The 16040-nt window shown below is 36.7% G+C and carries 16 protein-coding genes and 1 tRNA gene; 11 read left to right on the top strand and 6 right to left on the bottom strand.

Annotated elements, in window-relative coordinates:
- The first annotated feature begins 53 nt into the window (after positions 1-53).
- Entirely contained in the window at positions 54-2207 is a 2154-nt protein-coding gene (locus IPM62_00995) for an adenosylcobalamin-dependent ribonucleoside-diphosphate reductase (protein QQS39177.1), read from the top strand.
- Positions 2208-2209: 2 nt separating this feature from the next.
- Here IPM62_00995 and IPM62_01000 read toward each other — a convergent pair whose 3' ends face one another.
- Positions 2210-2575 carry a nucleoside triphosphate pyrophosphohydrolase family protein gene (locus IPM62_01000; GenBank protein ID QQS39178.1) on the bottom strand — a complete coding sequence of 122 codons (366 nt, stop codon included), beginning with the start codon at positions 2573-2575 and terminating at the stop codon, positions 2210-2212.
- 48 nt (positions 2576-2623) lie between these two features.
- Positions 2624-3070, bottom strand: coding sequence for an NUDIX hydrolase (locus IPM62_01005; GenBank protein QQS39179.1), 447 nt, complete (start codon positions 3068-3070; stop codon positions 2624-2626).
- 76 nt (positions 3071-3146) lie between these two features.
- On the opposite strand from IPM62_01005, the gene IPM62_01010 reads away from it, so the two are divergent.
- On the top strand, positions 3147-3674 hold the full coding sequence (locus IPM62_01010; GenBank protein QQS39180.1) for a cob(I)yrinic acid a,c-diamide adenosyltransferase: 528 nt from the start codon (positions 3147-3149) through the stop codon (positions 3672-3674).
- Positions 3675-3702: 28 nt separating this feature from the next.
- On the opposite strand, the gene IPM62_01015 is transcribed toward IPM62_01010, so the two are convergent.
- Positions 3703-4296 carry a hypothetical protein gene (locus IPM62_01015; GenBank protein ID QQS39181.1) on the bottom strand — a complete coding sequence of 198 codons (594 nt, stop codon included), beginning with the start codon at positions 4294-4296 and terminating at the stop codon, positions 3703-3705.
- 61 nt (positions 4297-4357) lie between these two features.
- Entirely contained in the window at positions 4358-4801 is a 444-nt protein-coding gene (locus tag IPM62_01020) for a DUF4430 domain-containing protein (GenBank protein QQS39182.1), read from the bottom strand.
- A 383-nt stretch (positions 4802-5184) separates the two neighbouring features.
- Between IPM62_01020 and IPM62_01025 the strand changes: the two genes are divergently transcribed.
- The 9 genes from IPM62_01025 to IPM62_01065 all read left to right on the top strand — a co-directional run bounded on the left by IPM62_01025 (position 5185) and on the right by IPM62_01065 (position 12678).
- Complete coding sequence (locus IPM62_01025; GenBank protein QQS39183.1) at positions 5185-5532, top strand: hypothetical protein; 348 nt, start codon at positions 5185-5187, stop codon at positions 5530-5532.
- 2 nt (positions 5533-5534) lie between these two features.
- Entirely contained in the window at positions 5535-7856 is a 2322-nt protein-coding gene (locus tag IPM62_01030) for a type IV secretion system DNA-binding domain-containing protein (GenBank protein QQS39184.1), read from the top strand.
- Positions 7857-8070: 214 nt separating this feature from the next.
- On the top strand, positions 8071-8913 hold the full coding sequence (locus tag IPM62_01035; GenBank protein ID QQS39185.1) for a UDP-glucose/GDP-mannose dehydrogenase family protein: 843 nt from the start codon (positions 8071-8073) through the stop codon (positions 8911-8913).
- 84 nt (positions 8914-8997) lie between these two features.
- A tRNA-Ile gene (locus IPM62_01040) sits at positions 8998-9070 on the top strand.
- A gap of 192 nt (positions 9071-9262) precedes the next feature.
- Positions 9263-10081 carry a hypothetical protein gene (locus tag IPM62_01045; protein ID QQS39186.1) on the top strand — a complete coding sequence of 273 codons (819 nt, stop codon included), beginning with the start codon at positions 9263-9265 and terminating at the stop codon, positions 10079-10081.
- Entirely contained in the window at positions 10078-10896 is an 819-nt protein-coding gene (locus tag IPM62_01050; protein QQS39187.1) for a YdcF family protein, read from the top strand. The genes IPM62_01045 and IPM62_01050 overlap by 4 nt, the downstream gene beginning before the upstream one ends.
- Before the next feature lie 69 nt (positions 10897-10965).
- Entirely contained in the window at positions 10966-11514 is a 549-nt protein-coding gene (locus IPM62_01055; GenBank protein ID QQS39188.1) for a PH domain-containing protein, read from the top strand.
- Between the two features lie 5 nt (positions 11515-11519).
- Positions 11520-12110, top strand: a complete 591-nt coding sequence (locus IPM62_01060; GenBank protein ID QQS39189.1) for a PH domain-containing protein — start codon at positions 11520-11522, stop codon at positions 12108-12110.
- 19 nt (positions 12111-12129) lie between these two features.
- A complete protein-coding gene (locus IPM62_01065; protein QQS39190.1) occupies positions 12130-12678 on the top strand; it encodes a non-canonical purine NTP pyrophosphatase in 549 nt (182 codons plus the stop codon).
- 57 nt (positions 12679-12735) lie between these two features.
- Here IPM62_01065 and IPM62_01070 read toward each other — a convergent pair whose 3' ends face one another.
- Both IPM62_01070 and IPM62_01075 read right to left on the bottom strand, forming a co-directional pair.
- Positions 12736-14538 carry a hypothetical protein gene (locus IPM62_01070; protein QQS39191.1) on the bottom strand — a complete coding sequence of 601 codons (1803 nt, stop codon included), beginning with the start codon at positions 14536-14538 and terminating at the stop codon, positions 12736-12738.
- A gap of 338 nt (positions 14539-14876) precedes the next feature.
- On the bottom strand, positions 14877-15740 hold the full coding sequence (locus IPM62_01075) for a tyrosine-type recombinase/integrase (GenBank protein ID QQS39192.1): 864 nt from the start codon (positions 15738-15740) through the stop codon (positions 14877-14879).
- Positions 15741-16040 lie beyond the last annotated feature (300 nt).

Genomic DNA, 16040 nt, shown 5'->3' on the forward strand with positions numbered 1-16040 from the left:
CAGGTCACTTTGTACTTTTTCTCATACACTTGCATCAAGTTTTTGAAATACCGATGAAAAAAAATATTGTCGAAAAAATCCACGGAGCAGTGGAAGAATTTAAAGAAGAAAAAATTGTCGCCAGTATTTATTTAGCGGCAAAAAATGTCGGTAGTTCAAAACATGTAAATGCTAAAAGACTCAGTAGAGAAGTAATGGCAAATTTGCAAAAACTCTACCCAAATGGAGAGCCGGTTAAAACCACAGACATAGGAGAGATTGTTGAGAAAGTGTTGATAGAGAGCGGTCACTCAAACACGGCGAAGGAATTCATACGATACAGGGAAAATAAAAAGCATTTAAGAAAAGACAAGGATAGTCTTGGAGTAAAAGATGACATAGGCTTATCTTACAATACACTTTATATTCTAAAAGAAAGATATCTCAAAAGAAATGATAAGGGGAAAATAATCGAAACACCACTTGGGATGATTGAAAGGGTTGCCCGGTTTGTCGCAAATTCCGAAAAGACCAAGGCAAAGAGAGAAAAATGGTATCAAGAATTTCACACAATAATGGCGGATTTTGATTTTCTTCCGGGAACAAGGACACTCACTAATTCAGGTAAAAAAACGCCTCAACTAGCCAACTGTTTTGTTTGGCCGATGTTTGATGATGTTGATAAGATATTTGAAGTACTTCACAAGTCAACCGTGGTGAAAAAACACGGCGGAGGATGTGGCTATAATTTTTCAAGTGTAAGACCGGAAGGCGACAGTGTTGGCGGGATACCGGAACTTGCCGCAGGACCGGTAAAAATGATTGAAATGTTTGATCTCATGACCTCACTATTTAGACAAGAAGGAAAATATGAAAGCGGTAATATGGCAGTACTCAACGCAAATCATGCCGATATATTTAATTTTATTTCCGCCAAACAAAATGACGGATATTTATCCAAAACCAATATCTCTGTAGGTATCACAGATGAATTTATGAAAGCGGCTCTAAGCGGGAAAGATTGGGGTTTAATTAATCCGCGAACCGGCAAAGTAGTTAATACTGTTAAGGCAAGTTCGATTTTGGATTTAATGTCGACAATGGCTTGGCAAACCGGAGACCCGGGGATAATTAATTTATCGGCAATCAATAAAGGAAACGCATTCGGAAATCCTCTTTTGGCAAAACGGGGAGCGATAAGTGCAACCAATCCATGTGGTGAAGAACCGCTGTTCCCATTTGAAAGCTGTAACTTGGGTTATATCAACTTTGTTAAATTCATTAGCGAACGAAAAGGTGTCAAGGAATTCGACTTCAATAGATTAAAGAGAGTCGTAAAAGTTGCAACCAGATTTATGGACAATGTAATAGACGCTTCGTGGTTTCCCGTTAAGGAAGTAACGGACGCGGTTCGCAACCACAGGAGAATCGGTATTGGTGGTGTCGGTTGGGCGGAATGTCTTGCAATCTTAGAAATTCCCTACGATAGCCAGAAAGCATTTGATTTGGCCGAGAAACTTACCAAGACTATGTATGAGAGCGCTTTTGAATCTTCATGTGATATCGCCAAAGAGAAAGGTCCGTTTCCGTTGGTAGTTGATAGTATTTGGGCGAACAAAAAAAGAAAGCCGAGAAATGTTGCCCTGCTTACTTTCCCGCCAAGTAGTGGTAATGCAGTTATTTGCGAAACCAGTTTTGGAGTTGAACCGTACTTTGCGCTCGCTTATGAACAAAATGTGTTAGGTGGCATGCGACTTACAACTGTCGTTCCCTTATTCGTCGAGAAGTTGAAAGAACGAGGGCTTTATTCAGATCAACTTATCCAAAAAATCGTCGACAATCACGGGAGTTGTCAGGGGATTGATGAAGTGCCAAAAGACTTGCAGAAAATATTCAAAGTTGCTCATGACATTAACTGGAGAGACCATGTCAAGATGCAAGCAGCATTTCAGAAATGGACAGACAATGCGATAACAAAAACAATAAATATGCCATCAAGTGCAACTCCGCAAGATATTGAAGACGCATATGTATTAGCATGGAAATTAGGGTGCAAAGGGTTAACCGTTTACCGCGACAGAACAAAATCAGAACAGGTATTTTCGTTTGGAGAAGATAAGGAAAGAAAAGAGGGAATAAAAACATGCCCTACTTGTAAGATAAAGTTAGTGCGTGATAAAAAATGCTATAAATGCAAACAATGTGGATTTAGTACTTGTGAGTTGTAAAATTACTTATTTAACTCCTTTCTTTCTTTTTTTAAGTTTCGCTTTTTTGATTTTTCCGATGTGAATTTTTCCGGATATCTAACCTCTAATTTTCGTATATTTTTGTCCATTATCTTTTCAAAGTCTACTCCAAGTTCATCGCACGCAATCGCTACATACCACAATACATCACCTATTTCTTCAATTAAATTGACCTTATCAAGCGGTAGATTGTAAAACTTGTATTTCTTTAAAGCGTCTGCCAATTCTCCAGATTCTGTTATCATTCCCAGAATAGCGTGTTCAAGTCTCTGATTTCCCTTGGTTAATTTTCTATAATGAACACTTTCTGTCCTGATTGCTTTTTTTATGTAATCTTTTGATTTCATATTTACATATTCTATTCTCGAAGGGATTAATAGACAATTGTTATTATTTTATAAACATGTCTTTAAGAAATTGCCGATTGCTTGTTTTTCATCTTCGATAAAATCCTCTATTTTGATTTCTTTTATATTTACCCACCTTGCTTTTTCAAGAGTAGTTTCTTTCTCTTCTGGAGGATTAATTAGTTTACCTTTAACAAATTTTGCAATCCAAGCTGTTGCTACTATTTGAATATTATCTTCATTTCTTTGGTAAGTCCAAGTATAAGTTTGAAAAATTTTAATTGGTTTTACTGTGACACCGGTTTCTTCTTTTACTTCTCTAATTAATGTTTCTTCCGGAGTTTCACCAAAATCCATCTTTCCACCAGGAAGTCCGTATTTACCTCTTACTTTTTCTCGGGTAAACTTCCCGTCCACATATTTTTGCACCAAGATTTTATTATTGCTTCTATTTAATATTATTGCTTTCTGTGCAATAAACATTGCATTTGACATATCCTAAACATATTAGCATAATCCAGAATTAACTACCCATAACTCTGCACGCGGGTTTATTTGCAATAATAAATATATGCCAATATATACAAAAAAGGGGGATAAGGGGAATACAAGTATTTTTTCCCCCAAAGAAATGAGGGTTTCAAAAGACAGTTTGCGTATCGAAGCAATCGGAACGGTCGATGAATTGAATAGTTTTTTGGGTGTAGCAATTTCTTGTTGCGAAAATAAAAAGCATGTTCAATTGATTAAACTGATACAAAGTAATTTACTGACGGTGGGATCGTGTCTTGCTGGGAGCAGTTTAAAAATATCGAAAAGAGAAACAACAAAACTTGAAAGACAAATGGATATTTGGGAGAGTGAAATGCCTAAATTAACAAATTTCATTTTGCCGGGAGGAACAAAAGCAGCGTCAAGTTTGCAATATTGTAGGTCTCTTACAAGAAGAGCCGAGAGAAAAGTGGTTGCTTACTCAAAAGTTGGAAAAGTGTCACCACAAGTGATGATGTACATAAATCGCCTGTCTGACTTTTTCTTTATGTTTGCAAGATATGTTAACTTTCAAAACGCAGTCGAGGATGAAGTTTGGAAGAAATGAAAATTGGATTAGTTGATAGAGATACTACCTATGAAATCTTGATAACTGCTTTCCGTAAAGGTGATGTACTTTCCAAGTGAGACATTTTAAGTAAAACGAGACTTACAGATTCAAACACTACAATACTCAATGGGACAAAAGTAAGTGTACTAATTAACTGATTTTTCAAAAAGGGAATTGCATTAATGTAACACCTTACCAAACCATTTAAATCATTTGAATACATTCCAAAACTATCTAGTGACCAGACACCAAAGTTAGTCCAGATAAAGAAAAATAGATTTGCAGTAATGCCAGCTAGAGTCGTGAGAAAATACTTGTTAACTTTAACTTTCGCTTTAATTTTACTAAATACACTTGATGCGAAAACGGCAGGAATCAAAAACCCAGTCCATGTAAAAAGATAGATATTGGTGTTTCCAATAATAAGGTCGGAAATTAGAAGTGCAAGAAAAGTGAAAATTAGAGATGCTTTGTTACCTAGATAAAAACTTGAAAGAATAAGAACTGCAGTTATTAATTCCACATTTGGTCCTAAATCAAAAATGACTCGTTCCAGAACTGCAAAAATTGCCAAGAGACTGACAATCAAATATTTTTTTGAAAATTTTAAATTGTTCATTGTTATTTATTACATGAGCTTCGGTGAATAAAATCAAAGATTATAAATCAAAAATCAAAGTTTAAAATTCAGGTTTAACATATTTCCATTCCACCGTGTCACCTGCATTAAAGATCTTTTGGTCGGCAGCTACATCACCCGATGCACCATTCACAAAATATATCCAAGATTTATCTGGGGTGTTTTGGAGATCGCCGATTTTTTCGACAAGTGTTCCAAAGTCATATTCTTTTACACCAAGTTCAATATTTTCTTTTGCCACAACAGTTCTTAGTAAGTTAAACACACTGTCGCTTTTATCGGCTTCAGTTTCAAATTTCTTAACATCTTTTTCCGAGAAACTTATTATTAAAGTAACCTTGATTTTTTGAGGTCTGACATACGGATCTCTTGTCATATTGGAATATCCGTTAGACCGGTTATCCCAGAATCCTTTTTTACCGGTGTAAGCACTAAAGATGACAAGTACTACAATGAAGAATAATATGTAAACTTTTCTACTCATTTTTAATCCTGTTTCGGGACAAGTTCACCTAGTGTGAAAGTTGTTAGTTTTCCGACTTTCCTTTGACAAAATAAGGATCACGGTTGCGACACAGTGCTGGACTATTTGTAAACTTACAAAGTCACCAGACTTCCTTCAACACAACTACTAGCATTATGTATAGATTAAAACGATTATTCAACCGTCAACTTATGCTTAAATGGAAAATTACCGACAATGCCCAAATCACTTAGCATTGAAATTTCTTAGCAATATATTTAAGTTTTTAACTTATTAATGAAGCGTACCTTGTTGAAAAAATAGGTTACCTAGTTAGTCAAAATCGGACTTGAAATGAAACAACATCTTTACTATCTCAACCGAATTTACGCTATACTTAAACCATGTCAATGCCAGAAATTGATAACAAACCGACTGGATTTACGGGTCCGATAGAAATTAAAGAAATTCCACAGGATGCCGAAGTTTCTGCGGGCATGGAAGCAGGGGGAGTACAAGCAGTTCCTTCACAATTTGCAACTGCTGTTCAGGACGATTCGGGAAATCAATTGATTAGTTCTCCTGCAATAAGTAAAGTTACATTAGAGATACCCGCAACCCGTGAACAATTAGAATTAATAGCGAGTCAGACGTCGGATGAATCAAAAAAGGGATTTGCAATATTCTGGATTAGACTGATCAAAAAAGCATTACGATTTGGATGGAATACTGTCGTTAAGGGAGGAAATTAAAGATGGATGTCCTACTAACATTGTTTTTCTTCATTGTGTTTCTTTTACTTTTTGTTGGTGGTGGTGTCGGAGGATTTTTTTATTATCTAAATCAAATCAAAAGGACTAAGCGCGAAGAGATGTCAATTGATTCGGTGCTTCTTCAGATTGCAGTTCCCAAAAACAATGAAATTAAAATTGACGCAATGGAACAGTTCTTTGCCGCACTTACTTCGATCAAAGAAAAAACATCTTGGCACAGTACAAAAGTATCTCCGACCATCTCATTTGAGATAGTCGGACGATCAGAAGATATTAAATTTTATGTTTGGACTAATACAAAATATCGTGATCTGGTTGAAAAAAATATTCACGGTGCGTATTCCGACGCACAGATATTAGAAGTGCAGGAGTACAATATTTTTACGGAAAATGGGAAAGTGGCACATAAAGAAATTCAACTCAAGAAAGAAAATTACTATCCGATAAAATCATTTAAAGAATTGCCAACCGATCCGCTTGCTTCCCTTACAAGTGCCTTGGCGAAAATGGGAAAAACCGAAGCTGCTGCGGTACAAGTATTAATATCTCCCGCATCGTCTGATTGGCAAAAATCGGGGTCTTCTTATATTTCCTCAACACGAAAACAGGAGTCAGACCCGGAGAAGGCCAAACACTCGGTTTCATCGAAGGAACTTGAGGCGGTAGAAAACAAAATAAGTAAACCCGGTTTTGCAGTGACAGTACGAATTGTTGTGGTGTCGACTGACGAAGAAACTGCCAAAGCACACCTTGCCAACCTTGATAGCTGTTTTGCACAATATAGTTCCGATCTAAATAGCTTTACCAGCAAAGAAGTTCACAACAAGGGCGGTTTTGTTGAAAGCTTTTTGTATCGTTATCAACCACTATGGAACTTCGGAGGTAATAGATTGAGTATTTTAAATACCGAAGAATTGGCAACTTTATTTCATTTTCCCAACAAACAAATTACAACTCCACACATCCACTGGTTGTATTCAAAAACCGCTCCCGCGCCGGCACAGATTCCTTCAGAGGGATTGTATTTGGGAGTGAGTTTGTATCGGGGAACACAGAAGTCGGTTTATATTTCCAATTTCGACAGGCAACGACACATGTATATTGTTGGAAAAACCGGTACGGGAAAGTCTGAGTTTTTAAAAGATCTCATAATGCAGGATATTATGGACGGGAAAGGTTTGTGTTTTATGGATCCACATGGAGATGCTGTTCAGGATTTGTTGCAAATGATTCCTCCCGAGCGCGCGGAAGACGTTATTTATTTTAGACCTTCTGACACTGCCAGGCCGATGGGGCTAAATTTACTGGAAGCGAAAACGGAAGATCAAAAACACTTCGTATCAACTGCCGTTATAAATATGATGTATAAATTATTTGACCCTCACAAAACCGGTATTGTGGGACCCAGATTTGAACATGCAGTAAGAAATGCAATGCTTACGGCAATGAGTGAGCCGGGCAGTACGTTTATCGAGGTTATGAGAATTTTGACTGATGCCAAATACGTGCAAGAAATATTACCAAAAGTGACCGACCCAATTGTCAGACGGTATTGGACTGATCAAATAGCGCAAACTTCGGACTTTCATAAATCGGAAGTGCTTGATTACATAACCTCAAAGTTTGGACGATTTGTGACGAATAGAATGATTAGGAATATTATTGGACAAAGTGAGAGTTCGTTTAATTTCCGTGAGGTAATGGATTCGGGAAAATTGCTATTTATTAATCTTTCCAAAGGTGAACTGGGTGAAGAGAATTCAAGTTTCTTGGGACTAGTGCTAGTTCCGCGACTACTTATGGCCGCTATGAGCAGATCGGATATTCCGCAGGACGAACGCAAAGATTTTTATCTATATGTTGACGAGTTTCAGAATTTTGCCACGCCTGATTTTGCGCAGATCTTGTCGGAAGCAAGAAAATACAAATTGAATTTAACCGTTGCAAATCAGTTTATCGGACAAATTGACGAAGAAGTAAAAAATGCTATTTTCGGAAATGTCGGAACGATAATTTCGTATCGGGTTGGAGTTACGGATGCCAGTTATTTGGCTCATGAGTTTTCTCCGGTTTTCAGTGAAGATGACTTATTGAACATAGAACGATTCCATGTCTATGTAAAAACAATCGTACACAATGAGCCCGTACCTCCTTTTTCAATGAGTATTTTCAAAGACATGGAAAAACAAAAACGGATGATGAATCCTAGGGTAGCAGAAATTATTACCGAGATGAGTAGACTAAAATTTGGTCGTGACGAAGAACTGGTGGAAGCAAACATTGCACGTCGGGCAAAACTATAAAACACTTCAATTAATCAAACACCCTCTTTTTGCATATTTGCTGGGTTAAAATAAAACATCACTTAGTTAACGATACATAGTCTTTGTGATATTTACTTTGATAATTAAGTTAGCCCTATTCGTTAAATTTTGAAAGATGAGGTTAACATCCAACATTTTTGTTGTTTTTATCATAGGTTAAATTTGACAAAGTAGAGTAAACTATTACTTGAATATGGCAGACATTGGCATTATTGGCTGGGGTGTAGTTGGGCAAGCTGCCGGTAATGGTTTTGCAACAAAAAAGGGAAATCGAATCTATTGGTTTGATGAATACAAAAAATCTCCATATACATTAGGTCAAGTTGTAGAAAAAAGTGAGTTTATTTTTGTTTGCGTTCCGACCCCTGTATATGACGATGAGAGTGGAATTGATCTTTCCGTTGTTAATAGTGTTGTTAAAAACATAGCAGAATATGCCAAGGGCACAAATAAAATTGTAATTATAAAGTCAACTGTAATTCCCGGTACAACAGCCGGATTTTCTAGAAAATATAAAGATGTGGAGTTTGCGATGAACCCTGAATTCTTGACGGAAATAAATGCGCCATGGGATTTTTTGAACCCTTCCAGAGTTGTAATCGGATCGTTAAATGAAGATAGCGCTAATAAAGTGGCAATACTACATAGAGATCTTTATGGCTATGACATCCCGATATTTATAACCGATCCAACCACAGCAGAACTCGCTAAATACATGGCAAATACTTTTATGGCGACAAAAGTAATATTTGCAAATGAAATGGCGGAATTGGCAGAGAAATTGGGAGTTAATTATAACAGTGTCAAGGAAATGGTGACCGCCGACCCTAGGATTACAAAAAGTTTCTTTGGAGTAAGCCCATTTGGTGGTTTCGGAGGAAAATGTTTTCCCAAAGATACAATGGCATTACTTTCTCTTGCAAAGAAATTAAAGGTTGATTTATCGGTTCTAGATGCGGCGTGGAAAAAGAATTTAAAAATAAGAAAATTTAGGGATTGGGAAGTCATCAAAGGTGCCGTTAGTAAAATCAAATAAATATAGTAAGCTTCAATTTCTTCTAGTATAATTGCCTAAGGTTCGTATCAAATTGTCAAGTCAGCTCGCGATTAAAATAAATTAGGCCCAGTAACTCAGCGGTCAGAGTGCCATTCTTATAAAATGGAAGTCGATGGTTCGATCCCATCCTGGGCCACAGTAAGCAAATTAGACCCTGAGCCATTCTTGTGACAAAGCGAAGCTTTGACGTGTCGAGTTTTGCTCGCCATAAAATGGAAGTCGATGGAGAGTTTGACACATTGGTGTAGTGATCCCATCCTGGGCCACCAGATTGAATATGGCTTAATAATGGTTAACTATGCGTACGTAAAATTTGGACAAAAAAATTATGGATGAAAATACAGCTAAAGAAATCGAAAGGAAGTTTTATCGTAACAAAAAGTCTGTAACACCTGACGATATATTTTTGCTTGCAAAATATTATGCAGATCTTCATGAAAGCAATAAAGATAAACCACAGGAAAAGAAAAGAAAAAAACCGTCTCCACTTATGCATGGTATTTATCTTTTGACCCAGGCTTACAAAAGAGGGGCAAGAAGCCGTGATCAACTTCTATATTATAAAAAACTACTTTCAAAGCACTCATATCACTTATCTCACAACATGCTTCTTGTAAAAATTATTGCCGAATTAAATAGTCTTGACGGTTTAGATATAAAAGTAATTAATAAAGTCACAGGAGATGAATTTGTCGAAGGGGGAACGCTATTTCTGGGAGACGAAAAATACGTAGGGGAATTAACAGAAGAAATTACAAAAGAAAGTGATTATACAACCTTTAATAAAATCACAAACGATTATTTTCATCAAGGCAAGTGTGCGACATTTGGTACAGGAGGTGATGGAAATATCGGCCTACAAATTCGCTTAGTGGATGGCAGTGCTCCGACTCTTAGTGAAAAAGAATATTTGTATTGCTCAGGAAGTTCGCAGGAGTTTTTATTATCCGTTACATCTGGCGTGGTAAAATTCTGCGAATTTTCCGATGGAATCAAGATGAAAGTACCACCCGGAATTTACACATGTATAATCTTTATGTTTGAAGTACCTGATAAATTTTTTGGCTATTATGCAGTCCTTGTAAAAAGTGAAAGTAAGAAAGTTGAGAATATAGGTGATATAGGTTCTCTTGAACCTGGTTTATGACACAACGGAAACATTTTAGCAATCTACCTTCTTTTTCGACCATCAACAAGATATTGATGATGGAGAAGAAATATCCTGTTCCAAAAAGCAAAAAAAATATTACTTACCCGGAATTTACCTTGTTCGAAAATTGGTTAACAATAATTGGCGTCAGTACTTCTTTTTTGAGTCTAACTTCATGGAAAAAAATGTATGAAGTAGGAAGTGAGCTTGTAAGCGAAATAGTTGACAAAACCTTGCATCAGTTAAATCGTGATGGCGATTTGGTTAACACGCTAACAAATATTGAAAACTATTTAGGAAAAGAAGATAAACTTGAAAAAACTGACGTAATTATTGTTTTTGGAAGCAAAGACTTGGGGAAGGTAGACAAGGCATTTAGGCTATGGGAAAAGGGTTACTTTCAATATTTTTGTATGTCAGGCCGAAGTCGTATGGATGCGCCTTCCCAAAAACCTGAATGTGAAATTTTCAGGGAAAAAGCAATTGAACTTGGAGTGCCGGAAGACCTAATTCTGACAGAGGATACTTCGGTTACACTTGCCAGTAATGTCAGGCATAGTCTTCTTTTATTCAAAGAAAAGAATATGAATTTTAAGTCAATAATGACGATGGTTGCCTGGTTTGGACAAAGAAGAGCCTGGTGCCATTTAATGAAGTACACAGAAGATATTAAAATTGTTCGTGTCAACTCGGACATACCTTCTGATCGTCCGCTCGCAAAAGGAAATTGGTACAAAAATGAAACTGGAATTAAAGTTATTGCGGGTGAGTTTTTGAAGATGAAAATGGCATCAATGATTGATACCACCTAGATAATCAAACCACAGTTTTAACTAATTGCATTGTGATAATTTTTGATTGATAATTCATTTAGTATGCAAATGTCTGCAAGTGCTACCAGAGAAAAATTCCCCTTAAGTTATAAAAAGGTTTACAAAAAAACCTTGTCAAATATCCTTGGTTGGGTGATATTTACTCTGATTCTATGGGGTACTTTGGTGGCCATATTGGGATCATCGGGTAATATTGAAAATTGGATCATGACTTTCAGTTTAGTAATTTTTACCTTTTTACTATTAATTGTCCTAATAAGTTTTCTTTATCAGCGTTGGTATTATTACTTTTATTTTTATGACTTGGCAGATGATTATATTCAAATTAAAAAAGGACCGATAACCCCTCGCGAAATTACATTGCCTTATGAAAGAATCCAAGATGTTTATGTGGATCAGGATATTCTTGACAGGATTTTTGGCATATATGATATTCATGTGTCTAGTGCAACCATATCTTCAGGCGTAGAAGCTCATATTGACGGAGTAGAGAAACAATCGGCAGAAGGGCTAAGAGCTACCTTGCTTGAGACAGTAAAGCAGAGGATAAGTAAAAATAGAGCTACACCTCTGGCGACAAACCTCAAAGCTGCATAAATACGATGAATAATATTGTTACCGAAAAAGATTACCCGGTTCGTGTCAAGTGGATTTTCAAGTCGGCAATTAGAGCTTCTATTAGTTTGGTTTTTTTGGGACCATTTATGTATTTTTCTTATTACGGACAAAGCTTAAACACTGAATATGTAATTTATATTATGTTGATTGTTGGTATGGTAGTCGCGCAATTATTTATTGCAATTCTGAAAAGAGCTACATTCCATTATTTATTAGACGAAAATTATTTTACCCTGCACCAGGGAATATTATCAAAACAACAAAGACATGTTCCTTACGGTGTGATTCAGAATGTAATTATAAAACAGGATTTACTTGACCGGATTTTGGGCCTGGCATTGTTATCGGTTGAAAACGCATCTTCCGGTGCCGGTGCGATGCAAATACCGCAACAAAAAAAATTTTTTGGTATATTTACAGACTCCAGACAGCAAGAGAAAGTTGAAACTGTTGGATATTCGGGAAACAAAATTAGTATACCCGGATTAATGAAATCGGACGCCGAAATGTTAAAAGAATTAATTTTACAGAAAATGAAAAACAATTCGATTGAAGACAGTCAATCGGGATTATAGAATTATCAATTTAAATCAAATGTATTTTGTAACAGGCAACAAGGGTAAGTTTGAAGAAGCGAAAGCTATATTGGGGAAGTATGATTTGGAACAAAAAGATATTGACCTTCCCGAGATCCAGAGTCTTGATCCCAAAGAAATAATTAAAGCCAAATTGGAAGCTGCTTACAACGTAACAAGTGGAGAATTAATCGTCGATGATGTAGCTTTTTACCTTGAGTGTTTAAATGGTCTACCCGGCCCATTAATCAAATGGTTTTTGAAAACGATTGGCAATGAGGGCTTGGTGAAAATTGCCAAAAATAATAATAATTTGCAAGTGAGAGTACTTGTTACAATCGGCTATGCAAAAAGTAAAGAGGAAATAATCTATTTTGAAGACACCATTGAGGGAAAGGTCGTGGATGAAAGGGGAGAGAATGGTTTTGGTTTTGACAAAATCTTTGAAATTCCAACTTTAGGAAAAACCCTCGCCGAACTTACGATTGAAGAAAAAAATAAAATTTATCCAAGGGGAATCGCGCTCATGAAATTAAAAAAGTATTTAGACAAAAACAATCTACCTTGATTAGTAATACTCCGAATAAACAAATAAATATACAATTTTATTAGAACAACGATTCCGTCATATTGAAGGAGCGTCACTTGGAGGTATTATTGTATCCCTGTAAGTTGTAAGTTCCGAATCAGGTTGTGCACCAAGACCGTCAAGTAAACTATTCAATTCACCAGCTGTCATGTTTTGCCTTTGTTCACTGGTTTCGTCCGTTACGCTAATGACGTAGTACGGGTTAGTCGTATTCGATGGATCTGTAATAGTCGAATAAACGATCATCGTATCACCTACTACATTACTTACCAATTTAATTTTACTGCCTTCCAATTCTGTAAGAAAAGCTGAATTACTGAATTGGCTTTGTGACAATTCCTGCAAGTTTGAAGGATATCGATTATTATCGGCATGATAAATACTGGCAAACAATGTAACCGATTGAACCCTGGCTTGAGCTTCGGAGAATTCAGCCGACATTAATGGATTTATGCCCGAAGAACCACCGAGTAAGTTAGTAATCCTTGCTATAAATTCTTCCGCTGTGATTGCGTTTTCGGGAGTATCAATGGTGAATTTTTCACCAAATCTTGACATTTCTACGGTTGCTAATAGTTCAATTTCTGACCCCGTATCACTGTCTTTGTAAAAGTCATCCAAGATTGTAGATGAAGCCGTACTGTCGACTGGAGATTTGTAAGTTAGCTGTACTTCACCTTTTTTCATATAGTATGATTTTGTGTCGATCCAAAAAGTTACCGATAATTTTTTAATCATCTCAGATGGTTTGGGAGGAACATATGCATATATGGCTTCCGGTTTTTCACTTTCGCTTTCAAGCTCTCTTGATATGTCATCAAGTATGTTTCCTGGAATGTCAAATACAATTTTATGTGTATTTGATCCTTCAATTTGTTCGTTTGACATTTTCGCAAGAGGAAGGATTTTATCGGTTAGTAATTTTTCAATCGTTTTTGAATATTTGGAATCAAAATAGGTATTTTTGTTTTCGTTTTGGCTATCCAAACTTTTTCTCGCTTGTGTTTCAGATGAGGTATCGTATTTTACCCAGGTATTTAGTAGGGTTGAAAAATCCGGAGCGTTGACACCCATGCCGAGCATTGCGGTTAGAGCAAGCGGAAAGGTGTTTACTTTGAAGTAAAACGACTTGTCAAGTGACTTAATGTCCATATCAAATTGGTTCATAATTTTAATGTTAAGGTCGGCTGTTGGATTCTTCTCGTCTGTTAAATCGATCGGTCCCGTGACCGACATGTCATATGAAGATATTCCAAGAAAGTCGGGAATGTTTTTCATAGCATCTGAATCAATTGCGACAGATGCATTTAGATATGCACTTGATACCGATTCGTGTGCTTTTATCGATGACATTAGTACCCACTCAGGAGTTTTGGGCATGAAAGGAAGTTTGAATACAATATTTTGTATAGTTTTTTGAATATTTTTGTCAGACAGTGGAATTTTGCCATAAGCAACCATGACACCTGATCCGAGAAGCAAGCAAACGCTTAAAATAATTACAAGCACGATAAATGCAAATAATCTAACTTTTGATCCACGTTTCTTTATCGGTTCCTCTGTCATTTGGGTAGTTGTTGTTACCATGGGCTCAGTTATAGATGGTTCTGTGGCAAATTGGCTCACGTCAGTCATCGGTGATTCGGGGACAGGGTAGTTATCAATAATGTTACCTTGAGGATTTGCCGGCATATCTTGAGCTAATTCCATATTGGGTAAATTCATTTCAGTGGGGGCTGTGGTTTGATCTGTGGATTGCGATATATCCGGATCGGCTTGAGGTAAGTTATTTGGATTCCATTCGGGAGTTTTATCGAGCGTTGGTTTGGTGTCATCCATGAAATAATTGTACAAGTATTTCACTCAATAAACTATACGTGAACACAAACGTTGGTTGTGAGGTATTGGACACAACGCTTGGTGATGCCTTTATTTATTAAGCTTTCACAATCATTACTGGTTTAATTTGTGCCTTTTGTTCTTGTGGAAGATTTAGTCCGGCTCGGTACTTTGCGCTCGTGTGGCAAATGGGTTATCGACTGATACTGTAGTAACAAAGTTTAAACTAAGTTCACCTTGACTCGAACTTGAGGAAGATTTACATGTTTTAGTGTCACAATCGTTCTGGTCTTGTTGTGGAAAACTAAGAAGTTGGTAACACTAGCGAGTAAAAAAATCTAAAGCTCTTCTAGCACTTGTTTTTTGCCGGGTTCTTTTACACCAGCAAGTTCCAGATAGCGCTCTGTAGTCGAAAGTCTTTTGTGTCCGACAACTTGAGATAAGAGGATGAGGTCCACTCCCGCTTTCAGATTTTCGACGATAAATGTTGTTCTTAGATCATTGACGGAATAATCGGAAATTTCAGCCTTTTGAAGGTATCGGTCTATTGCCGCTCTGATATTTCTAACTGCCAGTGGTTTACCGTTTTTACTGACAAACAAATATTGGGATTCGGTTTTGGGTCTAATAAGATTGTATTTATCGAGTGCGTCTTTTGCAGGTTTATTTAAAGTAATAATTCTCTGTGGCTGAGTGGCGTAACTTTCGATTGTAAGCTCTTGGCCGTTAAGATTTTTTTGTTTGAGGTTGGCTACTTCTGAGATGCGCATTCCGGTTTGTAAAATGAGTTCAACAATGGCAGTAATCCTAGCATCGTCTCTCACTACATCGCGTAAGGCTCTGTATTCAAGCGGCGATAAAAACTTGGGTACCGAGGGAGCTATTTTGGGATGAGAAACATTGTCCGAAGGATCAAAAGTGGCATGTTTTTCAAGAATCATCCACCTAAAAAATGTTTTTACGGCGTTAAGCTTTCTGGAAACTGACTTTGGGGTGTATTTTTCGTTTGACAAACTATCTCTAAAACCTTCGATATCCTCGGTTTTTACTTGTTCGGGGGTTGCCTTTACTTTATTAGTAAGGTAAACCAACAACTGCTCAAGGTCCGCTCGGTATGCAAGGATTGTTGATGGCGATCGACCTTTTTCTTCGAGATGTTGTATAAAAGTGGGGAGTAAACTTTTTATAGATTGTTGTGTCATAATAGACTGATTAAATTCGTAATTTAGTTTGTGTATCTTAAGTAAATAATTAACGCTTTTAACAGCTATTTCATAAGCGTATATGGTATGATAACACACCTATTTTACATTGGTCAACATATTATAAGACATATTTTGATATATATAATATGATGTTTGTATATGTCTATAAGACTACATGTCGTTATTTAAACATCTGGTGGAGCGGTTCGGACTAATGATTGTCGGTTTTGTGTAGGTATTGGTAAGGTCGCAAAATGAGGCTAAAAAAAGGATGTATATGTAAAACCTTGCGGATGG

Source organism: Candidatus Woesebacteria bacterium, assembly GCA_016700095.1.
In the GTDB taxonomy this organism is placed as follows: Bacteria; Patescibacteriota; Microgenomatia; order UBA8517; family UBA8517.